Origin of the sequence: Trinickia diaoshuihuensis, from assembly GCF_003390925.1 — a bacterium.
In the GTDB taxonomy this organism is placed as follows: domain Bacteria; phylum Pseudomonadota; class Gammaproteobacteria; order Burkholderiales; family Burkholderiaceae; genus Trinickia; species Trinickia diaoshuihuensis.
The window spans coordinates 66,803-80,825 of sequence record NZ_QUBS01000090.1; the positions used below are offsets into that span (position 1 = coordinate 66,803).

At 63.4% G+C, this 14,023-nt stretch carries 13 protein-coding genes; 7 read left to right on the forward strand and 6 right to left on the reverse strand.

Going from position 1 to position 14,023, the window contains the following annotated elements:
- Entirely contained in the window at positions 1–894 is an 894-nt protein-coding gene (locus DXT59_RS28595) for a LysR substrate-binding domain-containing protein (RefSeq protein WP_116141646.1), read from the forward strand.
- Positions 895–957: 63 nt separating this feature from the next.
- On the opposite strand, the gene DXT59_RS28600 is transcribed toward DXT59_RS28595, so the two are convergent.
- A complete protein-coding gene (locus DXT59_RS28600) occupies positions 958–1,209 on the reverse strand; it encodes a GlsB/YeaQ/YmgE family stress response membrane protein (protein WP_116141647.1) in 252 nt (83 codons plus the stop codon).
- Positions 1,210–1,460: 251 nt separating this feature from the next.
- Between DXT59_RS28600 and DXT59_RS28605 the strand changes: the two genes are divergently transcribed.
- A complete protein-coding gene (locus DXT59_RS28605; RefSeq protein WP_116141648.1) occupies positions 1,461–2,369 on the forward strand; it encodes a YihY/virulence factor BrkB family protein in 909 nt (302 codons plus the stop codon).
- A 377-nt stretch (positions 2,370–2,746) separates the two neighbouring features.
- Positions 2,747–3,907 carry a porin gene (locus tag DXT59_RS28610; RefSeq protein ID WP_116142234.1) on the forward strand — a complete coding sequence of 387 codons (1,161 nt, stop codon included), beginning with the start codon at positions 2,747–2,749 and terminating at the stop codon, positions 3,905–3,907.
- Between the two features lie 130 nt (positions 3,908–4,037).
- Here DXT59_RS28610 and DXT59_RS28615 read toward each other — a convergent pair whose 3' ends face one another.
- Complete coding sequence (locus DXT59_RS28615) at positions 4,038–4,790, reverse strand: Fic family protein (RefSeq protein WP_116141649.1); 753 nt, start codon at positions 4,788–4,790, stop codon at positions 4,038–4,040.
- A 327-nt stretch (positions 4,791–5,117) separates the two neighbouring features.
- Between DXT59_RS28615 and DXT59_RS28620 the strand changes: the two genes are divergently transcribed.
- The 4 genes from DXT59_RS28620 to DXT59_RS28635 all read left to right on the forward strand — a co-directional run bounded on the left by DXT59_RS28620 (position 5,118) and on the right by DXT59_RS28635 (position 10,212).
- Positions 5,118–6,779 (forward strand): phospholipase C, encoded by a 1,662-nt coding sequence (locus tag DXT59_RS28620; protein WP_116141650.1) that lies wholly within the window; start codon positions 5,118–5,120, stop codon positions 6,777–6,779.
- A 51-nt stretch (positions 6,780–6,830) separates the two neighbouring features.
- Complete coding sequence (locus tag DXT59_RS28625) at positions 6,831–8,342, forward strand: cytochrome-c peroxidase (protein ID WP_162878293.1); 1,512 nt, start codon at positions 6,831–6,833, stop codon at positions 8,340–8,342.
- 239 nt (positions 8,343–8,581) lie between these two features.
- Positions 8,582–9,262 (forward strand): cytochrome d ubiquinol oxidase subunit II, encoded by a 681-nt coding sequence (locus DXT59_RS28630; protein WP_116141652.1) that lies wholly within the window; start codon positions 8,582–8,584, stop codon positions 9,260–9,262.
- Complete coding sequence (locus DXT59_RS28635) at positions 9,259–10,212, forward strand: LysR family transcriptional regulator (RefSeq protein WP_116141653.1); 954 nt, start codon at positions 9,259–9,261, stop codon at positions 10,210–10,212. The genes DXT59_RS28630 and DXT59_RS28635 overlap by 4 nt, the downstream gene beginning before the upstream one ends.
- Here the strand turns inward: DXT59_RS28635 and DXT59_RS28640 are convergent.
- The 4 genes from DXT59_RS28640 to DXT59_RS28655 form a co-directional block, all read right to left on the reverse strand.
- Complete coding sequence (locus tag DXT59_RS28640) at positions 10,209–10,952, reverse strand: response regulator (RefSeq protein ID WP_116141654.1); 744 nt, start codon at positions 10,950–10,952, stop codon at positions 10,209–10,211. The genes DXT59_RS28635 and DXT59_RS28640 overlap by 4 nt on opposite strands.
- Before the next feature lie 63 nt (positions 10,953–11,015).
- Positions 11,016–13,172 (reverse strand): PAS domain-containing sensor histidine kinase, encoded by a 2,157-nt coding sequence (locus tag DXT59_RS28645; protein WP_116141655.1) that lies wholly within the window; start codon positions 13,170–13,172, stop codon positions 11,016–11,018.
- Between the two features lie 17 nt (positions 13,173–13,189).
- Positions 13,190–13,558: a response regulator transcription factor gene (locus tag DXT59_RS28650; RefSeq protein WP_162878294.1), complete on the reverse strand. Its 369-nt coding sequence runs from the start codon at positions 13,556–13,558 to the stop codon at positions 13,190–13,192.
- A gap of 149 nt (positions 13,559–13,707) precedes the next feature.
- A complete protein-coding gene (locus tag DXT59_RS28655; protein ID WP_116141657.1) occupies positions 13,708–13,938 on the reverse strand; it encodes a hypothetical protein in 231 nt (76 codons plus the stop codon).
- Between the last annotated feature and the right edge of the window lie 85 nt (positions 13,939–14,023).

Consider the following 14,023-nt stretch of genomic DNA (forward strand, 5'->3'; position numbering starts at 1 on the left):
ATGGATCTCAAACTACTGCGCGCGTTTCTGACCGTGTCGGAACTCAAGCACTTCGGGCGCGCGGCCGATGCCTTGCACACGAGTCAGCCGGCGCTGAGCAAGCAAATCGGTGCGCTCGAGACGAGCCTCGGCGCGCGGCTTTTCGAACGCGGCAGACATGGCGCTCAGTTGACGACATTCGGCGCAGACTTTTTGCCCGATGCCGCCGCGCTCGTGCGCGACGCCGACGACATTTTGTTGCGCGCGAAAGAGGCGAGCGGCGGCAAGCGCGGCCGGCTGCGCGTAGGCCTATGTCTATCCGTGCTGACGATCGCCCCACGCCTGATCGCCGACTTCCGGCGGTCGCATCCGAACGTCATTGTCTCGCTCGTCGATTTGTCGTCGGCCGAACAAACGCGCCGGCTGCTGGCGGGAACGCTCGACGTCGGCTTCATGCGCATGTCGGGCAGCGACGAACTCGCCACGGTGCCGATCATCGATGAATCGCTCGCCCTCGCGATCCCGCAAGAAGCGAAGATCAAGCGGCTGCCGGCCGATCTGAAGGTGCTCAACGAGATCGGCTTTGTCTCGCTAACCCGCGCGCGCCAGGCAGGTACGGCCGATCAGGTCGATCGATGGTGCGCCGAGCGCGGCTTCATCCCGCGCATCGTGCAGGAGGCGCACGACGTACAGTCCGTGCTGGCAACGGTCGCGGCCGGAGTGGGCGTTGCCTTCGTTCCTTCGCGCATGCGCTACCTGCTGCGCGACGCGACGGTCCTCACGCTGCAAGGGGCGCACGCGCGTTGGCGCGTCGGGCTCGCATGGCAGGCGGGCCGCGACGATGTCGTCACGCAGCGCTTCGTCGCTTTCGCCCGCGCCGCGCTCAAGCGTCAGCGCACGCAAGCGGACAATTGACCGCGCGCGAGGCGCGCCTTCGGACGAGCCGGCCGAAACCGGCCACCTGCCGATCGCGGCGCGCTACGATCGCTTGAACAAGCGTATGACGAACAGCAAGATGACGGCGCCGATGACGGCGGTAATGATCGAGCCGATCCAGCCGTTGCCGAGCGATATGTGCAAGATGCCGGCGAGCCAGCCACCGATGAAGGCGCCGACGATGCCGACGATGATGTCGACGAAGAGGCCGAAGCCGCCGCCCTTGACGAGCAGGCCCGCGAGCCATCCGGCGATAGCGCCGATGATGAGCCAAGCAATGATGCCGTGTTCCATATTTCCCCCGCTTCCGGTTATTGACGCGTTGCATGATTCGAAGATTCCGCCCCCCGCTCGAATAATTAGGGGACAATCCTGCACTCTAGACGAGATGTGCGACCGGCACCGGTAATTTTTGTTAAGCGCGCTCGGTCGAGCACGCGGCACCACCCGGCACGGGGTCGACGCGCACGGCGTCTCGCGGCCGAACAGGCATGCGGCCTGCAACGTTCGTATGCATTAGGGATGCGAACCTACGGGGTGGATGGATGAGTTCCTTTTCGCTGAGTCGCTTGCCGCGCGCCGCGCGTTCGGAAGGTGCTTGCGCCATCGATGCGGTGCAGCACTTCGGCAACGATCGGTGTACGACGATGGCGGCGGGCATCGCCTTCTACTCGGCGTTCTCGCTCGCACCGATGCTCGTCATGGTCATCGCCGTGGCAGGCTGGTTCTTCGGCGCCAATGCGATCCGTGGGCAAATTTTCCAAGACGCGCACTTACTGATCGGCGACGAAGCGGCCGCGGCCGTCCAAATGATCGTGGCCAATGCGCACTCGAACAGCGATTCGGGCGGAATGGCCGCGGTCATTTCCTTCGCGGCCCTGGCGCTCGGCGCTTCGGCGACGTTCGCGTCGCTGAACACGGCGCTCTCGGTCGTCTGGCCGGCCGACGCCTCGACGCGCGTCTCGAGCGTCCTCGCGCTCGTGAAGGTCAGATTGATTTCGTTCGGCCTCGTGCTGGGCGTCGCGTTTCTCGCGATCGTCTCGCTCGTGCTCGACACCGTCGTGACCTATATCGGCGATTGGCTGCTCGGCGGCACCCCGTTCGTCGTCATCGGCAATATCCTGCAACTCGTACTCGGCATCGTGGTGCTTGCATTCGCATTCGCCGCGTTACTCAAGTTCTTGCCCGATGCCCGTGTCGCATGGCACGACGCATTGACGGGCGGAATCGTCGCCGCATTGCTGTTCACTGCGGGCAAAAAGATCTTCGCGCTTTATCTCGCGCATGCCGGACTTTCGAATGCGTTCGGTGCCGCGGGATCGCTGGCGGTGCTATTGATGTGGCTGTACTTTTCGGCCGCCGTTTTGTTGCTCGGTGCTGAATATGCCGCGGCACGAGGGCGCCGTCACGGTCGGGTGCAATTGCGCGGAGCGAACGATAAGGCTGATGATTAGCGTGCGCCGGGCGGCACAACATATCCAATAGAGTTTGTCCACTCGCCCAATGTGCGACACCCAGTGCGCATCGCGAGCCGTGGATGTGCATGGGCGCACTGCTATCGTCAAGGCACGCCGCTTTGTCGCGCGTTCCGCGAACCCGCGCGGTGCGCGATGCCCAGCCGTTGGGAAAAGTTGCGTCGTTGCGTCGCAATTTTGCACTTTCGCCAATTCAGTATTTCAAACGCCACAATAATCGTATATGCCATTTTTACGCGAATCCGGCGGACGTGTTTCCTTTTGACGACACTCCTTTTTTTCCCGTTCGTTGTTTCCACCACGTTGCGCTATTCTCCTTTCCGCAACTTCTAATAATCGCTTCGCGTGGAGAAATGATGAAAAAAATCGCTTTGTCAACCCTCTCGCTCGCCCTGCTCGGCGCTGCCGGTGCTGCGCACGCTCAATCGAGCGTGACGCTTTATGGCGTGATCGATGATTCGATTACGTACGTGCATAACGCGCAAGGTAGCAAGAACCTCTGGGCGCTCGGCAATTCGAGCGGCGGCGACTTGGCCGGCACGCGTTGGGGATTGAAGGGTCAAGAAGATCTGGGCGGCGGTCTGGCTGCGATCTTCCAATTGGAAAACGGCTTTGATCCGGCGAACGGCCACCTCAATCAGGGCGGCCGTGAATTCGGCCGTCAAGCGTTCGTCGGTTTGACGAGCCAAACGTACGGTACGTTGACGCTCGGCCGTCAATACGACCCGGTGGTCGATATGGTCCAAGGGATCACGGCCGACAACTACTTCGGCAGCGCGTTCGCCACGCCGGGCGACGTCGACAACTACGACAACAGCTCGCGTACTAACAACGCCGTCAAGTACGTTTCGCCGACATTCGCGGGCTTCCAAGCCGAAGCGATGTATGCATTCGGCGGTGTGGCGGGCTCGACCGGCTCCGGCCAAACGTGGTCGCTCGCGGCAGCGTACAACAACGGCCCGATCGCCCTCGCGGCAGGCTACTTCCATGCCGACAACACGAATACGCTGTCGGCGTTGACCAACCGTCGCACGGCCTGGGGCGGCACGTCGGACGGCCCGTTCGACATCGATCCGATCAACGATGGTTACGAAACGGCGAAGTCGATCGGTATCGCGCGCGTCGCTGGCCAATACACGGTCGGCCCGTTCACGATGGGTCTGAGCTACAGCAACGCGCAGTACAAGCCGGACGGTTTCTCGACGTTCGGTTCGACCGAGAAGTACAACTCGGGTAGCGGCTTCTTCAACTATCAAGCAACGGCAGCGTTGCTGGTCGGCGTGGGCTACACGTACATGAAGTCGAGCGGCGATTCGTCGGCCAAGTACCATCAAGCTTCGCTGGGCGCGGACTACAACCTGTCCAAGCGTACCGACGTCTACCTCGTCGGCGCGTATCAACACGCGAGCGGCAATACGACCGGCGGCGCACCCGCAGTGGCGTCGATCGGCTCGTACGGCTACGCCGGCACGAACTCGCAAGAGCTCGTGGCTCTGGGCCTGCGTCACAAGTTCTAATAAGTTCGCCGAGCAATCGGCGAGAACAACGCTTAGCAGTACGTTGTATCAAGCCAGCCGGAGTTGCTCCGGCTGGCTTTTTTTATTGCGGCGCGCGTATGTCAGGCGTCAGCAACCGCGAGTCACGGCCTTACTTCGCCTCAGGATGGCACTCGACGAGAAACCGCAGCATCTCCGTCGCGTCACGATTCTGGTAGAACCGGATCATCTTTTCATTGAAAACCTGCGCTTTCGCCGCGGGAATACTTATGGCATCGATTCCATGGGACATCAGCACGCCGTTCATCATGAACCGCGACGTGCGTTTGTTGCCGTCGAAGAAGAACTGTTGCAGCGCCCCGAAGAGGAAAAAGGCCGCACCCTTTTCGAAGGCGTCGGGCACGTCTTCGTCGAGCGCTGCCACACCTCGGCCAAACACCTCATCTAAATTTGCTCCGCCTTTGATAGTAGGCAGCGGTGTATAGCGCCCGAATTCGCCCAAACCGACGTCAGGGGTGTAGCGCCATTCATCGCCCTCGCCTCTGAAATGCCCCCACTCAAGTGCTTCGTTGCGGGCGACGAGGCCATGCAAATGCACGAAAGTCGGCTTGTCCAGACAGAACTGCCCGCTCCTCACAAGCTTGAGCAGTAGCTTTGAGCTCTCGACCAAGTTCAGAATCTGTTCCTGATCGGAAATGCGGCGACCGCCCACCGTGATTCCGTCCAGCAACGTCTTGACTTCCGGAAAAGTAAAAGGATTGCCCTCGAGAACGCCTGCATCCCAGACGAATTCCGGAAGCATCTTATGGAAACGGAAGCAGACTCGCTCGATCGAGTACCGTGGGATGTCGGTCGGAATAGCGGCGCGATCCCATTCGAATCCGAGCGCCTCGAAAAGCTTCATAACCTCACCTTGCTATGCATTGCCGGCGTCGAGCCGATGACGATGCACATCATACCGTAGCCGCTTGCGCCCCCTTCCGCCCCTAGCCGCCGCGCACGCCCGCCCGAATGCCGCCCCTTCATCGAATAACGTCTAATGAAATCGAAAGCCATTGAAATAGAGCCGAAAGCTATGTGTCGCGGACGCTTAACACTCGCATGGTCCAATGCGCCGTCCTTCCGAAAAATAACCATCGTCAACCGCACTTTCCCCCGCTGTCATTCTTTCGGGATCGAATGACGCCCCTCGCGGGCGAGGCGCGGCGACGACAACCAGGAGTTCGTCCCCATGTTTCGCCGTAAGCTTCTCCCCGTCGCAGTGGGCGCCGCAGCGCTCGCCGTGCTCGCCGCATGCGGCAGCAGCAACTCGTCGACGCCCTCGAGCGTAGCCGCGGTCTCCGTGCAAGACGCCCTCGCGACGGCCACGCCGATCAAGCACGTGGTTGTCATCTACGGCGAAAACGTCTCGTTCGACCATTACTTCGCGACCTACCCGAACGCGACGAACCCGGCCGGCGAGCCCGCCTTCACGGCAGCGGCGGGCACGCCGTCGGTCAACGGCTTGAGCGGCACGCTCCTGACGGCCAACCCGAATTCGACCAACGCCGCCAACGGCGCGGGCGCATCGAACCCGTTCCGCCTCGACCGCACGCAAGCGGCAACGGCCGACCAGAACCACGCCTACACAGCCGAAGAGCAAGCGTACGATAACGGCGCCATGGACCTCTTCCCGAAATACACGGGCAAGGGATCGAGCGGCGGCGCCGGCGCGTTCGGCACGACCGGTCAAGTCATGGGCTACTACGACGGCAACACGGTGACGGCACTGTGGAACTACGCGCAGAACTACGCGATGAGCGATAACGCGTACACCGACGTGTACGGCCCGTCCACGCCGGGCGCGCTCAACGTGATCTCCGGTCAAACGAACGGCATGCAGATCATCAAATCGTCGCGCAGCTCGTACTACACGGCCGACGGTCAAGGCGGCCTGACGATGATCAACGACGTCGACCCGATCGATACATGCTCCAGCACGACCGACCAAGCGATGATGCTCGGTAAGAACATCGGCGATCTGCTGAACGCGAAGAGCATCACGTGGGGCGGCTTCATGGGCGGCTTCAACCTCGCGACGACGAACAGCAACGGCACGACGGGCTGCGCGCGCAGCACGACCTCGACCGTCGTCGGCTCCGCCACCGCCGACTACATCCCGCACCACAACTGGTTCCAGTACTACCAGTCGACGGCGAACCCGACGCACGCGCGTCCGACGTCGATGGCCTCGGTCGGCTATACGAACGTGCCCAATACGTCGACGGTCGATCCGGCAAACCACCAGTATGACTCCGACGATTTCTTCGCCGCCGTCAGCGCCGGCAATTTCCCGTCGGTCAGCTTCCTGAAAGCGCCGGCGTATCAAGACGGCCACGCAGGCTACTCGGACCCGCTCGACGAACAAGCGTTCGTCACGAAGGTCGTCAACTTCCTCGAGCAACAACCCGATTGGCAGAACACGGCCGTGATCGTCGCGTGGGATGACTCGGACGGCTGGTACGACCATCAGTACGCCACGCCGACGTCGGCATCGTTCTCGAGCGGCGATCAATTGAACGGCAACGGCATCTGCGGCACCGGTACGGCTCCGGCCGGCCTGAACGGCCAACCCGTGAACGGCCGCTGCGGCCCGGGCACGCGCATCCCGTTCGTCGTGATCTCGCCGTATGCGAAGAAGAACTACGTCGATCACACGCCGATTTCGCAAGCGTCCGTCGTCCGCTTCATCGAGGACAACTGGCTCGGCGGTCAGCGCATCGGCGGCGGCTCGTTCGACGCCACGGCCGGCAACATCCAGGGCATGTTCGACTTCTCGAGCGCGCCGCGCACGACGCCGCTGTTCCTCGACACGACGCTGGGCACGCAAGTGAGCACGGCGCCGAAGAGCTAACAGGCGCCAGCCACCGGCCGCCGGCGTGACGCACATCGCGCCGGCGCAACGATGAGTCCCCACAGCCCGGCAACGGGCTGTGGTCTTTTGTTAGATCGCACTCCACGTTTCATCCACGACACGATGCAACCGCTCGATTCCGTCTTGCCGAACCCGCCCGCCGCAGGCGCTCGCTCGTCCCACCGCCGCAAGATCCTCGTTCGCGCCGCCGCTGCCGGTGTCGCGCTCGCGGCGGTACTCGCCTGTGCGTGGGCGTTGGCTTACCCCGAGCGCACGCCGGCTGCCGTGGGCGACATCGTGGAGCAACTGACGGGCGCCAATGCCCATCCCGTGCACCTGCAGCGCCCCGCCGTTGCCCCGTTGAGCGCAATGGCGCAACTGGGCAAGCAGATCTTCTTCGACCCGAGCCTCTCGGCGTCGGGCAAGCTCTCCTGCGCGTCGTGCCATAGCCCCGCGCACGCTTACGGTCCGCCCAACGCGTTGCCCGTCCAATTCGGCGGACCGGACATGACGCTGCAAGGCGACCGGCCGCCGCCTTCGTTGATGTATCTGAATCGACAGCCGAATTTCAGTATCGGCCCGGACACCGCCGATGCCGATACGGCGGTGAATTTCGCGCAGGAGGCGGCCGCGGCCTCGGGCGTCGCGCGCGCGCAAAAGACGGCGGGGGCTGCACCGGCAGCGCCCGCGATGGTGCCGCAAGGCGGCATGTTCTGGGACGGCCGCGCCGATACGCTGCAAGCGCAAGCGTTCGGACCGCTCATGAATCCGGTCGAGATGGCGAATACGAGCGAAGCCGACGTCGCCGCCAAGTTCCAACGCGGCGCTTACCGCACCGAACTGCTGCAACTGTTCGGGCCGAACGTTTTCAAGGATCCGCGCTTGTTGTTGTCGGAGGCGATGTTCGCCGTCGCGCGTTACCAAGTGGAGGATCCTTCGTTCCACCCGTATTCGAGCAAATACGATTACTGGCTCGAAGGCCGCGCACGTCTGACACGAGCCGAATTGCGCGGCCTGCAACTGTTCAACGATCCGGCCAAGGCCAATTGCGCGGGCTGCCATCTCTCGAAGCCTTCGCGTGACGGCCTGCCGCCGATGTTTACCGATTACCAGTACGAAGCGCTCGGCGTACCGCGCAACGGCGCGCTCGCAGTCAACCGTAAGGCGGACTATTTCGACATGGGCGTATGCGGCCCGCATCGCACCGACCTCGCATCGCAAACGCAGTACTGCGGTATGTTCCTTACCCCCACGCTACGCAATGCGGCCACGCGCCATGCCTTCTTTCATAACGGCGTATACCACTCGCTCGATCAAGTCATGACCTTTTACAACCTGCGCGATGTCGAGCCCGGCAAGATCTATCCGCACGATGCGCAGGGCCACGTCATGAAGTACGACGATCTGCCCGCGAAGTATCACGCCAATATCGACACGGCCGACGCACCGTTCGACCGCAAGCCGGGCGACGCTCCGGCGATGACGGACGCCGATATCAAGGACATCGTCGCGTTCTTGCAAACGCTGACGGACGGTTATCAGCCGAACGGCGCCACGCACTAAGTCTCCCCGCCTTCTCCCCGCCTGCGCCCCTTCGGAGGGCGCATCGCCCCTCCAGATAGGGCGGCCAGCGCGGTCACGCATCGACGTTCGCCACCACGCCCGTTACGAATGTAACGGGCCTAGGCCGAATCGCAATCGCGCGGCAACAGACGAGCACCACACTCCATCCGTCCCCACTAGCCGGGGCATCCACGCCTACGATGCACGTCGGCGTTTAACCGCTCATCGCGAAACAAGTCATGCTTGCCTGGTTCTGGCCGGCCGAATTGGCCTTTGCCCTTGCCGCCTACGTCGCATTCGACGGCTTCGGCCTCGGCGTCGGCATTCTCAGCGGCTTTGCGGCAAGCTCGTCGCGGCGAGATGCGCTAATCGCCTCGATCTCGCCCCGGGGGGACGGCGCCGGGACCTCGCTCGTGGTCGCGGGCACCGTCTTGTTCGGTCTCTTTCCGACGCTCCGCTCGGTCTCTCTTACGCCGTTCTACGCGCCTGTCTCGGCCATGCTCGCGGCGCTGACGCTACGCGCTATCGCACTCGAATGGCGCCCGAAGAGGCGTGAAACGCGCGGCTGGTACGACGGACTGCTCTTCGCCGCTTCGCTGGTCGCCGCCTTCGCGCAGGGCGTGACGGCCGGTATGTGCGCGAGGAATATTCCGCTCGAGCGAGCACCCTCCATCGGCGACGAGTTCGCGTGGGCCACGATTTTTCCGCTATGGAGCGGGATCGGCGCCGTGCTGTGTTACGCCTTGCTAGGCGCCGGCTGGCTCGTCATCGAGGGCGACGCGGATGCGCGGCGCTTCGGCAGCACGGCACTCGACCGTCTGACGCCGTTGACGATTGCCGTCCTCGCGGCGATGTTCGTCGCCGCCCTGGTCACCCATCTTCCCTTCGAAACACGCTTGCAGCAACGGAACCGGTTATGAACACTTTGCAGAACATGCGGACCTTTATGCAGGTCATCGAATCGGGCAGTTTCACGGCCGCGGCCGATGCACTCGATATGAGCCCTGCGTCCGCATCGAAAGCAGTGAGCGAACTCGAGCAGCATCTACGGGTTCGTCTACTGATTCGTTCCACGCGGCGCATTACATTGACCGATGCGGGGCGCAACTACCTCGAGCACTGTCAAAAAATCGTGCAAGCCATCGACGCGGCCGAACAAGAGGTCTGTGAGGCCAGTAGCCGCGCACAAGGCGTGTTGCGTATCCATAGCTTCGCGAGCTTCGGCCAACACTATATCGTTCCGGCAATCGGCGCTTATCGCCGCTTGCATCCCGGCGTGCGGATCGAGCTCGAACTCTCGCAAAGCTTGCCCGATCTCTTCGACGGCACCTGCGACACGTCGATTCTTGCCGTCTCGAGTCTGCGCGATTCCGAAATCGTCATGCACCGCTTAGGCTCGACCTATAGCGTACTGTGCGCGTCGCAAGCCTATCTGAATGCGCACGGCACGCCCGCTCATCCCGGCGATTTGATCGAACACGATTGTCTCGCCCTGAGCACGCCGACGTTTTCGCCCCGCGAATGGACGCTCGAAAAGGCGGACGGCAGCCAAACCGAATGCATCGCGATCAACAGCGTATTCAGGATCAATATGGCCGAATCGCTCGTGGGTGCGATCCGGGCGGACATGGGCATTGGACCCCTGCCCGTCTACTCCGCGTTGGCCGGATTGCGCGCGGGCACGCTCGTGCGCGTGCTGCCCGAATATACGCTCGAGACGAAGGATATCTGCGCGCTGTTTCCGTCGCGCCGCTACCTCGATGCGAGAACGCGAACATGGTCGGACTTCATGCGCGAGTATCTGCCGCCCGCGCTGGCGCGCGATCAGCGCGCCCTGAAGAGTCTCGTCGCGGAACCCGAAGAGGCCTAACCCGCCACCGCCCGGCTCAGCTTCTCCACCGGGACCGAAAAAACATACCCCGCCCCGCGTTCGGTCTTGATGTAATCGGGCCGCGACGGGTTGTGCTCGATCTTGCGCCGCAAGCGCAAGATCTGAACGTCGATCGACCGATCGTAGACATCGTCGTACAAGCGGCTCGCCTCGAGCAGTTGCTCGCGCGTCAGCACCCGGCCCGGCGCAGCCAAAAACGCGCTCAGCAACGAGAACTCGCCGTTGGTCAGCGGCACGTTTTCGCCCGCGGGCGAGGTCAGCTTGCGCGTACCGATGTTCAATTGCCAGCCTGCAAAGCGGTACGCGCGCGCATCGAGCTGGCGCCCGCTCACCGACGCCGCGGCCGCGGAGCGACGCAGCAGCGCCCGCACGCGGGCCAGCAATTCGCGCGAACTGAACGGCTTGGTCAGATAGTCGTCGGCGCCCAGTTCGAGCGCCATGACGCGGTCGGCTTCGTCGCGGCGGCCCGAGACTACGATGATCGGAAGTGTGGATCGTTCCCGAATCTTGCGCGCGATCTCGATACCGTCCTCGCCCGGCAAACGCAGATCGAGCACGACGAGGTCGATGGCTTGCTCCTTGAGCACCTCGGCCATTTGCTTGCCGTCGGCCGCGACGCTGACCCGCATGTCGTTTTCGCTCAGATAGGCGGCAATGAGATTGCGCACCGCTTCGTCGTCGTCGACAACGAGTACGTGGGCCGGATTGATGTCGTTCATGTGGGACCGCGTTCGACTGCACAAACAAAAATTATAGCGGCAAGCGCCGCGCCTTCCGTTCGTTCAAGGCGATCCACTGCGCCTGAACGCATCGCGCACGGCGGCCGCCAGGTCGACGAGCAGCACCGGCTTTTTCAAAACAGCGAGCACGCCCAGCGTGCGCGACTCTTGCTCCGCCACTGCCGTGCCGTAACCGCTCATGAGCAGGACCGGCAAATCGGTACGCACGGCGCGTATCTTCGCGATCAGTTCGGTGCCGGTCATCTCCGGCATCGAATGGTCGGTGAGCACCAGGTCGAAACGCGCCGGGTCCGACAGGAACGCCTCCAGCGCCTCGTGCGGCGACGAGAATCCCAACGGCTCATAACCGAGCTCGGCGAGCAGATCCTCACACAGTTGCACGAGGGCGCGCTCGTCGTCGACGAGCAGAATCGTCTCGCCGTTCCCGCGCTGCGTCTCGATGGTCCGTCGCGGCGGCGCGGACGGACGCTCCGCGGACAGCGGCAAATAGATGTCGAATCGAGTGCCCCGTCCGATTTCGCTTTTGACTTCGATCGCGCCGCCGTACTCCTTCACGATGCCGTCGACCAACGAAAGGCCGAGCCCCGTTCCGCCTACCGCTTTGCGCGTCGTGAAGAACGGATCGAACATCCGCTCTTGCACCTCGGGACTGATGCCGGCGCCTGTATCCGTCACGCCGATGCGTACGTAGCGGCCGCTCTGAAGCGTGCCCGAGGTCAAGGCCAATGCTTGCGCCGGCGACACTTCCCGAGCCGACACGCTGATCGTTCCTTGCCCATGCAACGCATGACGCGCGTTGCTGCATAGGTTCATGACGACCTGATGCAAGTGGGTGGGATCGCCGAGCACATACGCCTGCGGCGCCGACAGATCGAGATGGAGCGTGACGTCGGGCGGCAAGCTCGCCTTGAGCAACTCGACGGTCTCGACGAGCACCTGTTCGACATGAACGGGCAAGCGCGCCGTCATGCCGCTGCGGCTGAAAGCGAGAATGCGTTCGACCAAAAGGCTCGCACGCATACCCGCGTTGAGCACTTGCTGCGCGTCATGACGCAACGGGGAATCCGCACTGAGGGCGCGCAGCACGCGCTCCCCGTAGCCGACGATCGCGCTCAGGATATTGTTGAAATCGTGGGCGATGCCGCCGGCAAATGTGCCGAGCGCCTCGAGTTTCTGCGATTGGCGCAGTTGCGCCTCGAGCCGCAGGCGTTCGACCTCGGCCTCCCGGCGGGCGCTAACGTCGTCGATCACGGCCACGAGCATGCCGTTCAGCGCGCCGGTTTCGGAGAGCCGCGAGATGGTGATCTCCGTCCAAATGACTCGCCCGTCTTTATGCAAATAACGCTTCTCGAATTTGACCGACGAACGTTCGCCGCGCTCCAGCGCGCCGATCTTGGCCTGCATGAGTTCGATATCGTCGGGATGCGTAATGTCGGACGCGCCCAACTGCTGCAATTCATCTATCGAATAGCCCACCATGCGTTTGAAGGCGGGGTTGGCCACCATGTACGGCTGATTCGGCTGCAGCATCACGATGCCGACCGGCGCCTCGTCGAAAACGGCGCGCCAGCGCTGCTCGCCGGCCGCGAGTTCGCTGGCGGCGAACGCCTGGCGGCGGACCTGACGCACCATCGCGTAGAGCAAGACGAGCACGAACGAGGAGATCCCTAGCGTGCGCACAAGGGTGGTCCAAGCGTTGGCGCGCCACTCGCGCAGGATGTCCCGGCGCGGCCGGCCCACGTCGATCTCCAGGGGATAGCCGGGCACCGGCAGGCGCGCAGTCTCGAGATCGCGCAATGCGTCCTCTGTCAGCGCCGCTCCGGCCCAGCATCGAAAATCGCGATGCGTGCCGTTGCCCTGGAGCGTCACGCGCAAACCTTCGTCACGCGCAAGCTCGCCCACGGGCGCAAGCGCCGCGGCGCAGTCGAGGCCCGGCGGCGGATCGGTTTCGTTTCGTCCAGCCGCCGGCATTTGGTCGATGACGCCGCCGACGCGATCGGCCAGCACGTGTGCAATGAGCGCGACGGTGCGATGGCCCTCGGCCAGCGAGACTCGCCGCGCCTCTCGAACGTTGTGCAAGGCTGCGAGGCAAACGAGGACGACGAGCAGCAGACCGCCCGCGACCGTCGTGCGGTAGCGGCTATGGATCGGCCAGCCGTCGTAGGTACCGGCGGGCCTGCCGGGGGAAGGGGTGGACACGTTTCGCGAGGCAGGCGTTATTGGATGAGCTCGTTCATCAATTCTCGGACGTTGGCAACGAGCGCGCGGCAGTCGAGCGGTTTCGCGAGCACGCGGTCCGCGCCCAGTTGCCGCGCAACCGAGGCCGCCGTGGCGGCATTGAACCGGAAACGGCCCGAGATAGCAACGATTCGTGCATTCGAATAACGCGCGCGCAACGCACGCAGCCTATCCGCGCCGCCCGTCTTAGGCTCGCCCAGATCGACGACGAGCAGGGCCGGCATCGATCCGGTTCGGTCTTCGGCAAGCGAGGCCGTCGCCGCGAGACCCGCGTCGAGCAAGGTCGCGACGACTAACTCGCGCATCATCGGATCGTCTTCGATCACAAGAATTTTGTCCGCACTCACAGTATCGTCTCGCCCCGCCGCTATGCCCGCTGGACGCGGGCTGGCAAGGGCAACGGTACGGGCGCGCGGTTACCGGCTCGTTTCGAATTTCAGGCCGCTAGGTTACATCCGCAACATGCGAGCACCGAACCGGGAGCGGCACGGCTGCGTCAGCCGCCGAAATAGATGTTGCAAAACGAGATCGGGCCGACGCATTTGTCCTCGTGCGAAGCTTGGGGGCGCTGCTCGTCGCGACCGGCCGTACGCGCCGCTGGCTGCGCGCCGGCGCTCGCTTGCGTGACCGCCGGGCTAGCGGCGGCGGACTCCGGCGCGCTGTTCTGCGCATGAGCAACGGCAGCGCAAAGGGAAAGGGAGAGAACGAGGCATTGCAGGGCTTTCACGGCTGGACTCCAAACATGCAGCGAACTGTGCTGCGATGGAAGGAACTATAAGGCGGCACCCCGCTGCAATTAAGCAGCCGCTGCG

Coding starts and splice junctions, on each gene's coding strand:
- DXT59_RS28620 (WP_116141650.1), top strand. CDS start 5,118: ATGTTTCGCCGTAAGCTTCTCCCCGTCGCAGTGGGCGCCGCAGCGCTC.
- DXT59_RS28630 (WP_116141652.1), top strand. CDS start 8,582: ATGCTTGCCTGGTTCTGGCCGGCCGAATTGGCCTTTGCCCTTGCCGCC.
- DXT59_RS28615 (WP_116141649.1), bottom strand. CDS start 4,790: ATGAAGCTTTTCGAGGCGCTCGGATTCGAATGGGATCGCGCCGCTATT.
- DXT59_RS28610 (WP_116142234.1), top strand. CDS start 2,747: ATGAAAAAAATCGCTTTGTCAACCCTCTCGCTCGCCCTGCTCGGCGCT.
- DXT59_RS28595 (WP_116141646.1), top strand. CDS start 1: ATGGATCTCAAACTACTGCGCGCGTTTCTGACCGTGTCGGAACTCAAG.
- DXT59_RS28635 (WP_116141653.1), top strand. CDS start 9,259: ATGAACACTTTGCAGAACATGCGGACCTTTATGCAGGTCATCGAATCG.
- DXT59_RS28625 (WP_162878293.1), top strand. CDS start 6,831: ATGAGTCCCCACAGCCCGGCAACGGGCTGTGGTCTTTTGTTAGATCGC.
- DXT59_RS28640 (WP_116141654.1), bottom strand. CDS start 10,952: ATGAACGACATCAATCCGGCCCACGTACTCGTTGTCGACGACGACGAA.
- DXT59_RS28605 (WP_116141648.1), top strand. CDS start 1,461: ATGAGTTCCTTTTCGCTGAGTCGCTTGCCGCGCGCCGCGCGTTCGGAA.
- DXT59_RS28600 (WP_116141647.1), bottom strand. CDS start 1,209: ATGGAACACGGCATCATTGCTTGGCTCATCATCGGCGCTATCGCCGGA.